The organism is Galbibacter sp. (genome assembly GCF_048266365.1).
Classification (GTDB): domain Bacteria; phylum Bacteroidota; class Bacteroidia; order Flavobacteriales; family Flavobacteriaceae; genus Galbibacter.
This window is the reverse complement of record NZ_JBLWZP010000002.1, coordinates 432,313-448,746: the sequence shown is the minus strand read 5'-3', so window position 1 is coordinate 448,746 and position 16,434 is coordinate 432,313. Positions and strand designations below refer to the sequence as shown.

Below are 16,434 nucleotides of genomic sequence, written 5' to 3'. Positions count from 1 at the left end.
TTTCGTTGTAAATTATGATACCATTAATATTCTTGTAAAGATAAGAGAATCATGCTGATCTTAAAGGTACAATTCGCAAGATTCAAAAGAAGAATTAGGGTTGAAAAAAATAATTCAAATGAGGGTAAGACGCTGTAATCTCATTTTTTTTCTAGCTTTTGTATGGTTATGCGTCGGTGTTGCGATGGGGCAAAATCGACCACCGATTCATAATTTTGACCTCAACGATTACAAAGCTGGTATTCAGAATTGGGGAATTGCCTACGGTGAAAACCATGTCTTTGTAGCTAACAATGAAGGTTTGTTAGAATTTGATGGGGTCCAATGGCGATTTTATCAACTGCCGAATCAAACCATTATCCGATCTGTTGCTTACTTTGATGGTAAGGTGTATACAGGTTCATATGAGGAGTTTGGATATTGGGAAAGACAGCCTACCGGAACCCTGGAGTACCATAGCCTTAGTGCACTTATAGATCCTTTCTCCTACGAAACGGAATCGATTTGGGGAATTTATCAATGGAACGATCATATTGTATTTAAATCTTTCAGCAGTCTCTTTATCTATAAGGATGGAGCTATAAAAATTATAAAGCCTGAAATGACACTTTTAGGGGCTAATGTGATTGAAGATTCGTTCTACATTTTCGCGAGAAATCATGGTATTTATAGGTTAAAAGACACTGAACTCCAGTTGATTAAAGGTACTGAGTTGTTAAAGGACTTTAAGGTTCAGTCCATGGTTGCTTTATCTGACAAACAGCTCCTTATAGGAACCTCACTCAATGGCATGTTTATTTGGGATGGAAGTGACAGGATCGTGAAGTGGCAACATCCACTTAATGAGGTTGCAAAACAACATCAACTCAATAAGGTAAGCATTAATGAGTCCTATATTTTTCTAGGTACCATTAAAAATGGATTGTATGTACTGAATCGAAATACGGGTCAGTATTACAATATAAATGTACATTCGGGACTTCAAAATAATACCATCTTGGGAAGCTTAGTCAATGATCGCGGTATTGTTTGGCTTTCCTTAGACAATGGTATTTCTGCGATCCCTATGCACTTTAATGCTTATTACCTAAACCCTTCAAATTACGATATCGGGGGGGTATATGATATGGTGAACTATAAAGGGGAAACCTATATTGCAACCAATACCGGAATGTATGTTAGCAATAAGCAAGGGATTCATTTTCTGGAGGGTTCACAAGGTCATATTTGGGACCTTACCCTTGTTGATGGTCTCATTATTTGTGGTCATAATTTAGGAACTTACCAAATTAAAGACGGGAGATGGGAACTCATTTCTTCAAACAATGGTGGTTATGATTTTAAACCAGTGGAAAGACTCCAAAATACCTATATCCAAGGAAACTATACAGGTTTAGCACTTTATGCCAAACAAGGGGATACCTGGGAGGTGAATGAAATTGAGGGTCTTGGGTTTCCAGTAAAAAAGATAGTGTTTGAGAAGGATTATATCGCTTGGGTTGCCCATCCTTATAAGGGGATATATAGAATTCATTTTTCTGATGATTATAAAAAGGTTACAAAAATAGAGAAGGATTATAATGAGTTCTTTGAAAACAGCTATGCGATCAAACTCTTTGAAATCGAAGGACAAATCGCATTCTACAATAATCAAAAATGGTTTGTATTTAATTCCTTAGAAGAGAATATTGTAAGCTTTAATTCCCTTACCAAGATTTTAAAGAATGATCAGCATGCTTATCCTATTACTGATTCAAATTCCTCTCCGGTAGTCTTTAAAAAAGAGGATGGAGGCTTGTTTGTTAGAAAGCATTTGACTGATGAGGATTCTCAATTTTATATCCCAAATCGTTATTATGGGGGGCACTTGATCAAAGGAGAAGAAAGGGCTGTAGTGGTTAATGATTCCGTAGTTCAAATTGCGCTTTACAATGACATCCTAGTGGTTAAAAATCAAAAAATTACAGGGGGTAGTTTGTCTTTCATGCCAAAGATCAATCGCATTCTAAAAAATGGCATACCGCAGGTCATAGATTCTCTGATTCGTATAAAACAACGTGATTCACTTAGTATTGAAGTCTCCACGCCATTTTTGTCTAATAATACCATGGTGTATTCCATAGGGACTAACCATTCGAATTATAGAAAAGTGGAAGATGGAAGGATCTTCATTACCAACCAGAATTTTGGACGTATTCCGATAAGCATTCAATCCATTGTTAAGGGAAGACTCTCGAATAAGGCAACTGTTTTAACTGTTGAAGTGGAAAAACCTTGGTTTTTAGGTGTATGGGGTGCAGTATTGTTGATTTTGTTGTTGCTGTTGCTATCCATTTTTATCTTGACAATTAATAAATATGTACTTATTCGGCATAAGAAATATCTAGAGGTACAGTTTGAGCACCAAAATCAACTTAATCGTAAGGAAGAAGCACTTAGACACGAAAAGAAACTCAATGAAATCCAGAAAAACCAGCATCAACAAGCGTTAAAAAACAAGACCAAGGAGCTCGCAAATACGGCTATGGAATTGACCAAGAAAAATGAGATGTTGATGAAGCTCAAAGAGGAATTGAATTATTTCAAATCTGAAATTATCGATAAATCTCGATACAATAAACTATTGGGCAGGATTGATAAGCATTTGAAAGATTCAAAAGACTGGGAACTGTTTGAATCGAACTTTAATGAAATCCATGATTCTTTCTTTAGAGAACTACATAAGCTGCATCCTGAGAAGCTTACTCCTAAAGATTTAAAATTATGTGCTTATTTAAAAATGAATCTCTCGAGTAAAGAGATAGCCCCACTAATGGGTATTTCCATTCGTGGCGTTGAGATTCACAGATATCGTCTGAGAAAGAAATTAGAGCTCAGCACAGATCAAAACATGAACGAATATCTGACAAACATTTAAGTTTCCTAGGATAGTATATTCCTCATTTTCAAAATGTGTTAAACTTCTTCTAAATTACTTCTACATATTGGTGTTTTTAACACTCTAATGCTGCTAAATTGGTAAAATTTTAAGAATTAGTGGCATAAATAACCCCTTTGTATTTTGAGAAACTAGTCATTTTATATAATAATAGCACATCATCACTACATCACATTAAATCTTTGGAGTATCTCATTGTTCTACGGATACCCGTTAATTATGCCTACTTACAGGTGTTCTACAATTTCTCATAAGTTGATGTATTTAAGCTGAGGTACTTTTTTGCTACATCGTTATAGTTTGTGATAATTTTAAGAAGCTAAATTTAAAATAAGAAAGATGAAAAATCATTTATTAACTCTATTATTGTTTTTTTGCCTGACTGCTTTTGGGCAACAGACGATCGCTGGAGTGGTGTCTGACGATCAAAACATGCCACTACCTGGTGCAAGTATTTTGGTTAAAGGTACAACTACAGGAACTCAAACCGACTTCAATGGGAAGTACTCTATAGAGGCTAATCAAGGAGATACTTTAGTGTTCTCTTATGTGGGTATGGAGACTGCTGAGCTCGTGGTAGGAACTAGTTCTACAATAGATGCCGTACTGACAATTAGTACTAATGAACTTGAACAAGTCGTGGTGGTAGGTTATGGTACCCAGAAAAGTAAGGATTTGACCTCAGCAATCACCACAGTGGAAGCAGCGGAAATTGAAAAAACCCCTGCAGCTCAACCGATGCAAGCCTTACAAGGAAAGGTTGCTGGCCTTCAGGTTGTCAATAATGGTACACCTGGTGAGTCTCCAACAGTACGTATTCGTGGGGTTGGGTCTTATAATACTGGAGAATCAGGGCCTTTATATGTTGTTGATGGTGGTTTTTACGATGATATTAATTTCCTAAATCCATCGGATATCAAGACAATTTCTGTTTTAAAGGATGCTTCTGCGGCGGCAATATATGGTGTACGTGCTGCAAATGGGGTTGTTCTAATTGAAACAAAAGGAGGAACTTATAATCAAAAGCCAGAATTTAGATATGATGGATATACTGGTTATCAGATTGCTCAAAATGTTGTTACGATGGCCAATACCCAACAATTTGTACAGTATGTTAAAGAGACAGGACTTGATGCTGATAATCAATTTGTAGCAAATGCCATTCAGCGCTACGGTAGAAGCCGAGTGGATCCTAGTTTACCGGATGTGAATACAGACTGGTATGATAAGATCATGCGCCATGCAGTTATTACCAATCACAATATTGGAATGTCCGGTGGAGGCGAAAATGCGAAGTATTCTATCGGAGTAAATTATTTTAGTCAAGAGGGTTTATTAAAGATGAAAAATGAATATGAACGATTCAATCTTCGAAGTAATATTGATTTTAAGGTTACCGATTGGCTGACAGTTGGGGGGACCATGGTGCTTAGCAATGCTTCTCGATATCGACCTGAAGCTTCTGCATGGCGGAAAGCCTATTATGCGGTTCCTTTATTACCGGTATACGATCCTTTAAATACTGCTGCAGCACCTATAGCTTATGCGAATTCACAGGATCTGGGATATCGAAGTAGCCAAAATCCTTTCTCACTGCTCTCCTACAGTGAAAATAGAGTTAAAATCAGAAATGTTATGGCCAACTTTTATGCAGAAGTTGATATCATTCCTGACAAATTAACATTTCGAACCGCTTACAATCATAATTTTGAAAACGTCGAAACCAGGGAGGTTCGTTTACCGTATACTATGGGAGGAAATGAAGTTCGAGTGAATTCAGAACTGGTAAAACGAAATGCAACGATATCGAACCAAATTTGGGATAATACACTAACCTATGACAATAGTTTTGGAAAGCATAATGTAACGCTTTTAGCAGGTGCTTCTTTTCGTGATGAATCCTATGAAATGCTAGAAGCAAAGGGGATAGGTTTTCCTTATAACAATGGTGAACAAGCATTTTACTTAGATCAAGCTCAAACCATTGATGTCGATGCTGTTGGTGATGACGGAAGAAGAGAATATGGTTTGTCTTACTTTGGTAGGATAGCCTATAATTTTGACAGTCGTTATTTATTGTATGGGACTTTCCGTGCGGATGGGACCAATAAATATCAGGAGAAATGGGGGTATTTTCCAACCGTTGGTGCTGGATGGGTTCTAAGTGAAGAATCCTTTTTTCCAGAAAGTGATGTGGTGAATTTTTTAAAACTTCGAGGAAGCTGGGGGAAATTGGGTAACGACAATGTAGCCTCCAGTGATGGGGCTTTTACATCAAGTGTAGTCACCACCGCTTTTGGAGATGTGATGTATTCGGGTTTACAAACCTCTAGTGCTTTTACATACTTACGTTGGGAGGTTACTGAGGAGTATAACCTTGGTCTTTCGGCAAAGATGTTTAACAGCAACCTATCTGTGGAGCTTGATTACTTTAGAAGAGATACTAAAGATGCTGTAATTCCTGTAGCAAGACCTTTAGTGCCTGAGAGTTTAAGGCAGAATGTAGGTCAAATTCGAAATCAAGGGTTGGAGGTTGCTCTTAATTGGAGTAAAACTGTTTCTGATGACTTTAGCTATAGTGTTGGTGGAAACTTTTCTACTTTAGAGAATGAAATTCTCAATCTTGGTGGACAGCAGTATTTAAACTTTGGAAGTTCAGATTTTCAACGAAGAAGCATTGTCGGTGAAACCTTGTTCGCGTTTTATGGATTGGAGACTGCTGGGGTGTATCAGAATGACGCTGAAATCCAGGCAGATCCTATTGCCGTGGACAATGGTTTAGTTCCCGGGGATTTTAAATTTAAGGATAGAAACCAAGATGGTGTCATAAACGGGGATGACCGTACAGTACTAGGGTCATTTATACCAACCTATAACTATGGGTTTAATGTGAATTTAAACTACAAAAATTGGGACTTTTCTTTGGCTGCCCTAGGACAAGGTGGAAATAAAATACTAAATAGAAAACGAGGGGAATACCGCTACACTCCGGACACGAATATAGACCGGGATTTCTTCGTCCATCGTTGGCATGGTGAGGGCACTAGTAACAGCTACCCTTCATCCCTAGGCTTGCGAAAACCATGGAACTACCAACTTAATAGCTTCTTCATTGAGGATGGTGATTTCTTCAGAATTCAAAATATCACACTAGGGTATACTATTAAAAATGATAAGATACCACAGACCAGAATTTACGTCACGGCAGAAAAGCCACTAACGGTGTTTAAGTATAATGGATTTAATCCAGAGGTAGCGGATGGGTTTGATAACCAGACCTACCCAGTACCGGCTGTATATACATTAGGGGTAAATATTAAATTTTAAGAAATTATGAGACTACAACATAAATTTATAGTAGCGAGTTTATCAGTAATGACACTGTTTTTTAGTAGTTGTGATAAACTTGATGAGCCAGAATTGAACAACAATTTTACAGGTGGTACGGATTACACCAAAACTGAGGATATGTTATTATCCTTGATCGGCGTATATGACGCCTATACAAGTACTGGTTGGGAACTTCCTCTACTTATTGGGGTTCGTGGAGATGATGTAAATGCCGCTGGTGATCAGGCGGTTTATCAAGATACCGACGAATTTAAATACGACACTAATAACTGGATGTACAATAGTGTGTGGAAAGCATATTACGATGATATCGTTGTTTCCAATACCGCTATTGAGAACATAGATAAGTATATAGCCGAGGCTGATGCTGCTGGGAAACAAAATGGTGAGCAGTACAAGGCAGAGATTCAAATTATGCGCGCAATGGATCATTATTTCTTAGCAAAGACTTGGGGTAGTGTTTTTATATTGGATACATCAGATTTATCTACTTTAGCCCATATTGAGAAGCTTCCAACACGTGAAGAAGTCATGCAATTTGTCTCTGATGAGATGGATGAGGCCATTCCAGCTTTACCGAAAATAAGGCCCAACCAACGTATGGATCTTCCTGGGGGCTATACCGCTTATACTGCTTATGCAGTTAAGGCTTTAGCAAACCAAGAATTGGGAAACTATCAAGCGGTTGCCGATGCCACTGGAGCTATTATTAATTCAGGCTTATTTTCTCTTTATCCTGATTTTTACGAATTGTTTAAAACCCCTGGCAAATTAAGTGATGAAAGTTTGATGGAACTGCAATATTCCGATTACGGTCAAGGCTCTGGAGATCGAGAAGGGCACTTGTACGCACCTTATGGTCCGTCTTCATGGACTCCTGTGGTAGCTGACGCTTCTTCAGGTTGGGGGTTTTATGAACCGACTATGAAATACATTCTTTTTATGTTGGATCGTGGAGAGACCACTCGTTTAGAAACTAGTGTGTTGTTTACTGATCAAGGCATAGCGGCCATACAGGCAAATCCCGGATACGAAACACTTCCAGGTTTTGTTTCAAATACAACTCCTGATGGGGATGTGATTAATGACAATGTAAGAGCTTTGTTTTCAAGTGGAAAACATTATTTGCCTTCCAATCAATTAATACCAGGTCGTACCGATTACGGTAGTAATAAAAATTACATCATGATCCGCTATGCAGAGATATTATTGATGTATGCTGAGGCTTTAACCAGGGGTGCCACTGGTGTGGGATTAACGGCTGATCAGGCTGTAAATATGGTGAGAGCAAGAGCTAATATGCCAGCTGTTTCAGGGGTCACCACACAGCAAGTTTTGGATGAGAAATTTGCGGAACTGGCCTTAGAATGGGGAATTCGTTATTACGATATGATTCGTGTTGACAATTACCAGGAATTGAGTTATGACGGTAGATCCTTTAGTGGCGATTTGGAATTATTGCCTTATCCTCAACAACAGCTCGACGAATTACCAGTATTATCGAAGTAAACTAATGTTTTAAAAACTACAACATGAAACGTATTATATTTCTATTGAGCCTTGCTGCAGTTGTGCTATTTTTTAGCTGTGATCAAGGTATCGACTCCATTAAGGAGGTAGCACCGGGGCACGATATGGCCCCACCTGTAGTTGCCATTGATTATCCGGCAGCCGGATTGGAAATTCAGGTCAAAGAAGACGTGGTTCCAATCACCATTAAATTTGAAGTAGAAGATGATATTGAGCTAAACGCCGTGGTGGTAAGTATGGATGGGAGCGTCATTGGTAACTATAGTGATTTTAAGGATTATAGAAAGTTTGCTGTAGATGATCTCGTGTATCCTAATTTGGAAAACGGGGACCATAGCCTATCGGTTAGTGCAACCGACATTGAGGGTAAAGAAACCACGCAAACCATTTCGTTTGTGAAAAAAGAGGCTTATAAGCCCCGCTATGATGGTGAAATTTTTTATATGCCGTTTAATGGAGATTTTGCAGAGCTCGTTAGTGTAACCAGTGGAACGGCTGTGGGCTCTATTGGATTTGCAGGTGAGAGCGTCTTGGGACCAAATGCTTTAGCCGGGGCTGTAGATTCCTATGTGAGCTTTCCTACTGAAGGTATACTCTTTGAGGAGATCAGTGCAACGTTCTGGTATAAATTAAATGCAATCCCGGATCGTGCTGGTATTTTAGTTATAGGTCCCCAAGACACCGAAAATCCGGATGCTCAAAACAACAGAACTAGCGGATTCCGATTCTTTAGAGAAGGTGCTAGTGGTAATCAGCGTTTTAAACTTAATGTGGGTAATGGAACGGCTGATTCGTGGGTAGATGGAGGAGCTGCAGCTGATCTTGCTCCCGGTACAGATTGGGTGCAGATGGCCTTTACTATTTCCGGTAATGCGGCCAAGGTTTATATTGATGGTACCCTTGTGGCAGAAGCGGCCATTACCGGTGTTGATTGGACTGGATGTGATTTGTTATCTATCGGATCTGGAGCACCACGATTTACCGGATGGGGTCACCTTTCAGATTTGAGTTTTATCGATGAGCTTCGAATATATAACAAGGCCTTGACAATAGAAGAAATTTTAGAAATTCAAAATGCGGATTTGCAATAAAAACTTAGTTAAAAATAGAAATGATATGCGTTTAAACACGATATATATATTTTTGTTCACATTGGTGATTGCGGGATGTGACAATAGAACAAAAAAGGAAACTGACACAAAAGAATCTCAATCTCCGCCAGCCGGCGAGCAAGAAGAATTTGTCCCAACCCAGGATGATATAGCACTTATGGACAAGGTGCAACGCCAAACCTTTGACTACTTTTGGGATGGTGCCCAGCCAAATTCCGGATTGGCAGCCGAACGTATCCATATGGATGGCGAATACCCATCCGATGATAAACATATTGTAACAACTGGAGGAAGTGGTTTTGGTTTGATGGCTATACTTGTGGGTATTGAACGAGGATATATCAGTAGAGAGCAAGCTTTGCAGCGCTATATTAAAATTGTTGATTTTTTAGCCAAAGCAGATCGTTTTCACGGGGCTTGGCCACATTGGCTGGATGATAATACAGGCAAGACCAAAGCTTTTAGTACATACGATGATGGCGGCGACCTTGTCGAGACTGCCTTTTTGGTGGAAGGTCTATTAACGGTAGCTGAATATTTTAAGGGAGGTAACCAACAGGAGCAACAACTCGTAAAGGACATTCAAACTTTATATGAAGGGGTTGAATGGGACTGGTATACCAAGGGCGAAAATGTATTGTACTGGCATTGGTCGGAAAACTACGGTTGGAAAATGAACTTTCCTGTTGGAGGATACAATGAATGTCTGATCATGTATGTACTCGCTGCAGCCTCACCTACACATCCGATTTCAAAAGAAGTATACGATCAAGGTTGGGCCAGAAATGGGGCTATTACCCAGGATACTACTTTCTATGATTTACCGACCATACTCGATCATTACGAGCATGATGGTGACCCTGTTGGACCAATGTTTTGGTCACATTATTCGTATCTAGGGCTTAATCCTAAAGGATTAAAAGATCAATACGCTGATTACTGGACTTTAAATCGTAACCATGCCTTGATTCAATATAGGTATTGTGTTGATAATCCAAAGAATTATGAGGGTTATGGTGAAAACTGTTGGGGACTTACCTCCAGTTATTCGATGAAAGGTTATGCAGGCCATCATCCAGGGGATTTGGATCTTGGGGTGATTTCACCTACTGCTGCACTATCCTCTATGCCATATACCCCAAAGGAAAGTATGCAGTTTTTAAGATATATGTATAAGCAACAAGATTCGTTGATAGGGAAATACGGCCCATACGATGCCTTTAGCCTTGAAGATGACTGGTATGTTCCTCGTTATTTGGCTATCGATCAAGGGCCGATACCGGTAATGATAGAGAATTATAGAACGGGCTTGTTATGGAAGCTTTTAATGAAAAATGAGGATGTTCAACATGGATTAGAAAAATTAGGCTTCACCCATTCAAGTTTATAGTAATGAAAAGGACTCGGCATGTAGTGTTTATTGGTGCCTTGATATTGGTATTAGGTTGCAATCCGCAACAAACAAGTTTTGAATTTGTTGTTCTGCCGGATACGCAGTCCTATATGGAATCTTATCCTGATATTTACTTAAGTCAAATGCAGTGGATTGCAGATAATAAAAATCGGTTTTCTTTTGTGATACACGAAGGTGACATCACGCAAAATAATACCGAGAAAGAGTGGAGACTTGCCAAAGAAGGATTTGATATGTTAGAAGCTAAGGTACCCTATACATTTAGTTTAGGAAATCATGATATGGGTAGTGCTCAAGGGTTATTTGCCGATGTGCGCAATACTAAAAAGGCCAACAGCTATTTTGACCTCAAGATATTGAAGGCAAATAATAATGTGTTTGCTAGTTTTCCTGAAGGAACTGTGGATAATCTCTGTAGCAAATTTAAAATAGGCGGTTATACATGGCTAGTGTTTTCATTGGAGTTTGGGCCAAGAAATAAGACGATTGATTGGGCAAATAAATTGATTTCAGCACATCCCAATGCCAAAGTCATTATCAATACGCATGCCTATTTATATAACGATAACACATTACACGGGGGTGATCATTGGTGGCAACCACAGGACTACGGCATAGGTGAGGATTCCGGTGAGGAGTCGGTAAACAATGGTGTTCAACTTTGGAATAAATTAGTAAAAAAACACCCTGGAATACTTATGGTTTTCAGTGGGCATATTTTAAAATCCGGGGTAGGTACACTAATTTCGAAGGGTGATCACGGCAACACGGTTTATCAAATGTTGGCCAATTACCAAAAAGGGGTGGAAGGCTCTAAGAACGGTGGCAATGGGTTTTTGAGAATTGTAAAGGTAGACCTTAGCGGGCAAACAATAACCGTCAGTACCTATTCACCGTGGTTAGATGCTTATAAAGAGGATACCGCCCAAGATTTTAGTTTTGAAAATATAAACTTTTAATAAAATGAATTCTATAAACAAATGGCTTAGCTGCCTATTGGTATGCCTTCCGGTATTAATGTTGGCTCAACAACAATTGTATAAAGAGGCTAGTTTGGTAAAAGGAACAGATACCTTAAACTATCGAATTTTGTGGCCTGATAATTTTTCAGAAGACCAGGTTTATCCCTTGGTGCTGTTTCTACATGGCGCTGGTGAGCGCGGAAGTGATAATGAGGCACAATTAATACATGGAAGTTCTCTTTTTGCTGCCGTGGAAAACAGAGCTGAATTTCCTGCCATTGTCATCTTCCCACAATGCCCAAGAGACGATTATTGGTCGAATGTGGATGTGGATCGCTCTGGAGAGGGTGTGAAATTGGAGTTTCATCCAGAAAAGACTCCAACTACAGCCTTAAGTTTGGTCATGGAGTTGCTTTCAGAGCAACTCGATAAATCTTATGTGGATAAGGATAGAGTTTATGTCGCCGGCTTATCCATGGGCGGTATGGGAACCTTTGAAATCCTCGGTAGAATGCCACAGACGTTTGCTGCAGCAATTCCCATTTGTGGTGGAGGAAGTGATGATTTGGTAGAAAAATATGCCCAGGTACCGATGTGGGTATTTCATGGAGCCAAGGATGATGTTGTTAATCCACTATACTCTTTGGAAATGGTTGAAGCCCTATTAGAGGCGGGTGGGTATCCGAATTTTACCCTCTATGAAAATGCTAGGCATAACAGCTGGGATTCTGCATTTGCCGAACCGGAATTTTTACCTTGGCTATTTTCAAAAACACGTACTCCTAAAAACTAAGGTAAAGAGTACCATGATAATTATTGCTGCTTAAAAAAATTAAATTACAACACAGGATGAAACGATTAATGATATTATCGATAGCTGGTCTATGTAGTAGTTTGAGCCTAATTGCACAAAACACAGAATCCATACCGGAGGTTGAGGCGCTACTGAGTAAGATGACAGTGGAAGAGAAGATAGGGCAGCTAAATTTAGTTACCCCTGGCGGAGGTGTGGCTACTGGTGAGGTGGTCAGCCGTAATGTGGAGAAAAAAATAAAGGCCGGTAATGTTGGTGGATTATTTGGAGTTTCGGGTCCTGAGAAGATCAGAATGGCTCAAGAACTCGCCGTTAAAAATTCCCGTTTAGGAATCCCTTTACTATTTGGTTTTGATATTATTCACGGTTATAAAACAATCTTTCCGATTCCACTCGGCTTGGCCTCAAGTTGGGATATGGAACTGATAAAACATACCGCTCAAATCGCAGCAAAAGAAGCTACAGCTGATGGTATTAACTGGAATTTTTCTCCCATGGTAGACATCTCCCGCGACCCTCGATGGGGGAGGATGGCTGAGGGTTCCGGCGAAGATCCTTTTTTGGGATCGGCCATAGCTAAAGCGATGGTAAAGGGCTATCAAGGTGATGATCTCACTGCCTCAAATACCATGATGGCTACTGTGAAGCACTTTGCGCTTTACGGCGCCTCAGAAGCTGGAAGAGATTATAACTCGGTCGATATGAGTCATCTTAAAATGTTCAATCAATATATGGCGCCTTACAAGGCAGCAATTGATGCTGGTGTTGGTTCGGTGATGACTTCATTTAATGATGTGGATGGGGTGCCTGCCACCGGGAATAAGTGGCTATTGACCGATGTATTGCGCAATCTCTGGGGTTTTGATGGTTTTGTAGTCTCCGATTATACATCCTTAAACGAAATGGTTGCTCATGGCATAGGTGATTTACAGACAGTTTCTGCCTTGGCTTTAAATGCCGGGCTAGATATGGATATGGTGGGTGAGGGTTTTCTCAGTACGCTTCAAAAATCACTGGCAGAAGGAAAGGTGACAGAAATCGACATTACCAATGCCTGTAGAAGGATATTAGAAGCCAAGTATAAATTAGGACTATTTGATGATCCTTATAGGTATATCGATGAGAACCGCGCTGAAAAAGATATATTGACCCCTGAAAACAGGGCGGTCGCTAGAGAGGCCGTTGCCGCATCAGCAGTACTTTTAAAAAATGATGCAGGAGTACTGCCAATTTCAAAAACAGCTAAAATTGCTCTTGTTGGACCCTTGGCTGATAATAGAAATAATATGTTGGGGACATGGGCTCCGACCGGAGAGGTGAAGTATGCCGTTACCGTCAGAGAGGGTATTGCCAATATTGCACCTGCAGCAATAGTCAATTATGCAAAGGGTTCTAATATCGTAGATGATCCTGAAATGGCTAAAAAAATCAATGTTTTTGGCCCTCGTGTCATGATTAGTGAGGCTTTCCCTGAGGAGTTGTTACAAGAAGCCATGGCAAAGGTCGAAAATGCCGATGTTGTTGTAGCTGTAGTTGGTGAAGCCACCGAAATGAGTGGCGAGGCAGCTAGTCGTACCGATATTCGTATTCCTGAGCCACAAAAAAAATTAATTCGAGCTTTAGAAAGCACAGGAAAACCCTTAATTCTTGTACTGATGAGCGGTAGACCCTTAAATATTAGTGAGGAGTTCGAAATGCCCATTAGTATTTTACAGGTATGGCACCCTGGGGTTGAAGCGGGTAATGCTATTGCAGATGTACTGTTCGGTAATTACAATCCTTCAGGAAAGCTAACAGCGACTTGGCCAAGATCTGTGGGGCAAATTCCGATATACCACAGTATGAAAAACACAGGTAGACCTGCCGGTGATACTAAAGAGTTTCAAAAGTTTAGATCCAATTATTTGGATCTGCCCAATACACCACTACTGCCTTTTGGTTATGGACTCAGTTATACCACTTTTGAATACTCAGCTCTACGATTGAGCAAGGATGAAATCTCTGCGAATGAACCCCTTGAGGTTTCTGTTCAAGTTAAAAATTCAGGAGATTACGATGGTGCCACGGTGGTACAACTTTACTTAAGGGATGTTGTTCGAAGTATTACCCCACCCAAGCGTACCTTAAAGGCTTTTAAAAAAGTGTTTCTTAAAAAGGGAGAAGAGAAAACGGTTAGCATCACCTTACAGCCAGATGATTTAAAGTTTTACAACAATCGATTGGAATTTATTGCGGAGCCAGGAGTCTTTGAGGTATTTGTAGGCGAAGATTCTAACGCTTTGTTAATGAAATCCTTTATTCTACGATAGAATCTCAAATTAATTTTTACGATGTTATTGCCACCTTTATCCGCGATGTAGTTATAGAGGGGCAGTTTATACAAACGAATAGAACAGTAAACACTTGAATATGAAATACTTTAAGACGATAAGAACAGTTGCCTTCTTTTTAATTGCAGGGCTATTGATTTTTGCAGGTTCATGTCAAACAAATACAAAAGAGAAAGAGTCAGGAACTACCTCTGAAGAGACTCGGCCTAGCCGACCAAACATTTTATTTATCATGTCTGACGACCATGCATATCAGGCCATAAGTGCTTATGGTAGTGAACTGAGTCAGTTGGCACCCACTCCAAACATCGATCGAATTGCTGAGAATGGCGCTTTGTTTACCCACATGTATAATACCAACTCAATTTGCGGGCCGAGTCGAGCTGTGATTCTAACAGGAAAGCACAGTCACCTTAATGGTTTTCGTCAAAACGGAGAACGTTTTAATGGTAATCAGCCTACCTTGCCAAAAAAGTTAAAAAGCATAGGTTATCAAACGGCCTTGATCGGCAAGTGGCATTTGTACGGGTATCCTCAAGGCTTTGATTATTGGAATATCATAGAAGATCAAGGGCACTACTACAACCCTGACTTTATTAGGATGGGTGACACCATACGCGTTCCGGGTTATGCAACCGACATAATTACTAAGGAAGCTCTGCAATGGTTAGAAAACAGTAGGGACCAAAAGAAGCCATTCTTTATGATGTTACACCACAAAGCACCGCATCGCAACTTTATGCCTGCGCTGCGGCATCTAAATGCATTTGATTCGATAACATTTCCGGTTCCTGATACGTATTTCGATACCCATGAAAATCAAATAGCTGCACAGCAACAACTTCAAACAATCTATAAAGATATGTATGAGGGTCATGACCTGAAATTAAGTAAGGGTTATGGAAGTACGGAGTTATCCAACAATCCGTGGACTAATGACTTTGATCGCATGAGTGAGGAGCAAAGAGCTACTTGGAATAAAGCCTATCTTCCAAAGAATAATGCCTTTTGGAAAGCTGATCTAAAGGGAAAGGAGTTGGCGGAATGGAAATTACAGCGGTACCTCCAAGAATATCTAGCTACCGTAAAAGCCGTTGATGATGGTGTAGGAGAGGTACTTGATTTTCTTCAGGAGAATGGTTTAATGGAAAATACCATTGTAGTTTATACCTCTGATCAAGGATTCTACCTCGGGGAAAAAGGGTTTTTCGACAAGCGTTTTATGTATGAAGAATCCTTTAGGACGCCTTTTATGATTCAGTATCCAAACAAAATAAAAGCGGGAACTGAAGTAAGTGCTTTAACCCAGAACTTAGACTTTGCTCAAACTTTTTTAGATTATGCTGAGGCAGGTGATTCCTTGACCCGTGGAATGCAAGGTAAATCCTTAAAACCCTTACTCGAAGGAAAGATTTCGGAGAATGATTTTAGGGATGCTATTTACTATCATTATTATGATTATCCAGCATTTCACATGGTTAAAAAACATTATGGTGTAAAGACCAAGCGTTATAAATTGATGCACTTCTATGATGATATCGATACTTGGGAATTTTATGATTTAAAGGAAGATCCTAAGGAGCTGCACAATGCTATTGATGATCCAAAATACCAAAGTGTTATTAAGGCAATGCACAAGACGTTAGATTCTCTTCAAAAGGTGTATAAGGTAACGGAAAAGGAATTTGAAAAAGCACCAAAGAAAAAAGTGGATCAAGCTTATAAAAATTTTGAACGTCTAAGAGGAACTCCGCTAGAATAATGAATATTTCCGGTTATAATTGTTTTATAAGGTCAAATTCTCTATTGTATTAGTTGTTCAATTTTCCTTTAAAGATCCAAAACATATCCCTTTTGATGGATTGTCGAATTACTATAGTCGTGGACCCATAGGTGATAAATTGATTAATTCTGTTCTCCATATTGACTTTATTTATCATATTGTAGTTCAAAAGTTGGTTGTTTGAGATGTTTTTCTAATAT

Annotated in this window: 9 protein-coding genes; all 9 read left to right on the top strand. The window is 39.5% G+C overall.

Annotated elements, in window-relative coordinates:
- Positions 1 to 118: 118 nt before the first annotated feature.
- The 9 genes from ACN0TV_RS04905 to ACN0TV_RS04865 all read left to right on the top strand — a co-directional run bounded on the left by ACN0TV_RS04905 (position 119) and on the right by ACN0TV_RS04865 (position 16,213).
- On the top strand, positions 119 to 2,917 hold the full coding sequence (locus ACN0TV_RS04905) for a response regulator (protein WP_417360689.1): 2,799 nt from the start codon (positions 119 to 121) through the stop codon (positions 2,915 to 2,917).
- Between the two features lie 360 nt (positions 2,918 to 3,277).
- Complete coding sequence (locus ACN0TV_RS04900; RefSeq protein WP_417360687.1) at positions 3,278 to 6,265, top strand: SusC/RagA family TonB-linked outer membrane protein; 2,988 nt, start codon at positions 3,278 to 3,280, stop codon at positions 6,263 to 6,265.
- 6 nt (positions 6,266 to 6,271) lie between these two features.
- Entirely contained in the window at positions 6,272 to 7,798 is a 1,527-nt protein-coding gene (locus tag ACN0TV_RS04895) for a RagB/SusD family nutrient uptake outer membrane protein (RefSeq protein ID WP_417360685.1), read from the top strand.
- Between the two features lie 23 nt (positions 7,799 to 7,821).
- On the top strand, positions 7,822 to 8,910 hold the full coding sequence (locus tag ACN0TV_RS04890; protein ID WP_417360683.1) for a LamG domain-containing protein: 1,089 nt from the start codon (positions 7,822 to 7,824) through the stop codon (positions 8,908 to 8,910).
- Positions 8,911 to 8,935: 25 nt separating this feature from the next.
- Positions 8,936 to 10,321 carry a glucoamylase family protein gene (locus tag ACN0TV_RS04885; RefSeq protein WP_417360681.1) on the top strand — a complete coding sequence of 462 codons (1,386 nt, stop codon included), beginning with the start codon at positions 8,936 to 8,938 and terminating at the stop codon, positions 10,319 to 10,321.
- Positions 10,322 to 10,323: 2 nt separating this feature from the next.
- Positions 10,324 to 11,304: a metallophosphoesterase gene (locus tag ACN0TV_RS04880; RefSeq protein WP_417360680.1), complete on the top strand. Its 981-nt coding sequence runs from the start codon at positions 10,324 to 10,326 to the stop codon at positions 11,302 to 11,304.
- A gap of 4 nt (positions 11,305 to 11,308) precedes the next feature.
- Positions 11,309 to 12,100: a prolyl oligopeptidase family serine peptidase gene (locus tag ACN0TV_RS04875; RefSeq protein ID WP_417360678.1), complete on the top strand. Its 792-nt coding sequence runs from the start codon at positions 11,309 to 11,311 to the stop codon at positions 12,098 to 12,100.
- A 56-nt stretch (positions 12,101 to 12,156) separates the two neighbouring features.
- Positions 12,157 to 14,430, top strand: a complete 2,274-nt coding sequence (bglX, locus tag ACN0TV_RS04870; RefSeq protein ID WP_417360677.1) for a beta-glucosidase BglX — start codon at positions 12,157 to 12,159, stop codon at positions 14,428 to 14,430.
- A 100-nt stretch (positions 14,431 to 14,530) separates the two neighbouring features.
- Complete coding sequence (locus ACN0TV_RS04865; protein WP_417360675.1) at positions 14,531 to 16,213, top strand: sulfatase; 1,683 nt, start codon at positions 14,531 to 14,533, stop codon at positions 16,211 to 16,213.
- Positions 16,214 to 16,434 lie beyond the last annotated feature (221 nt).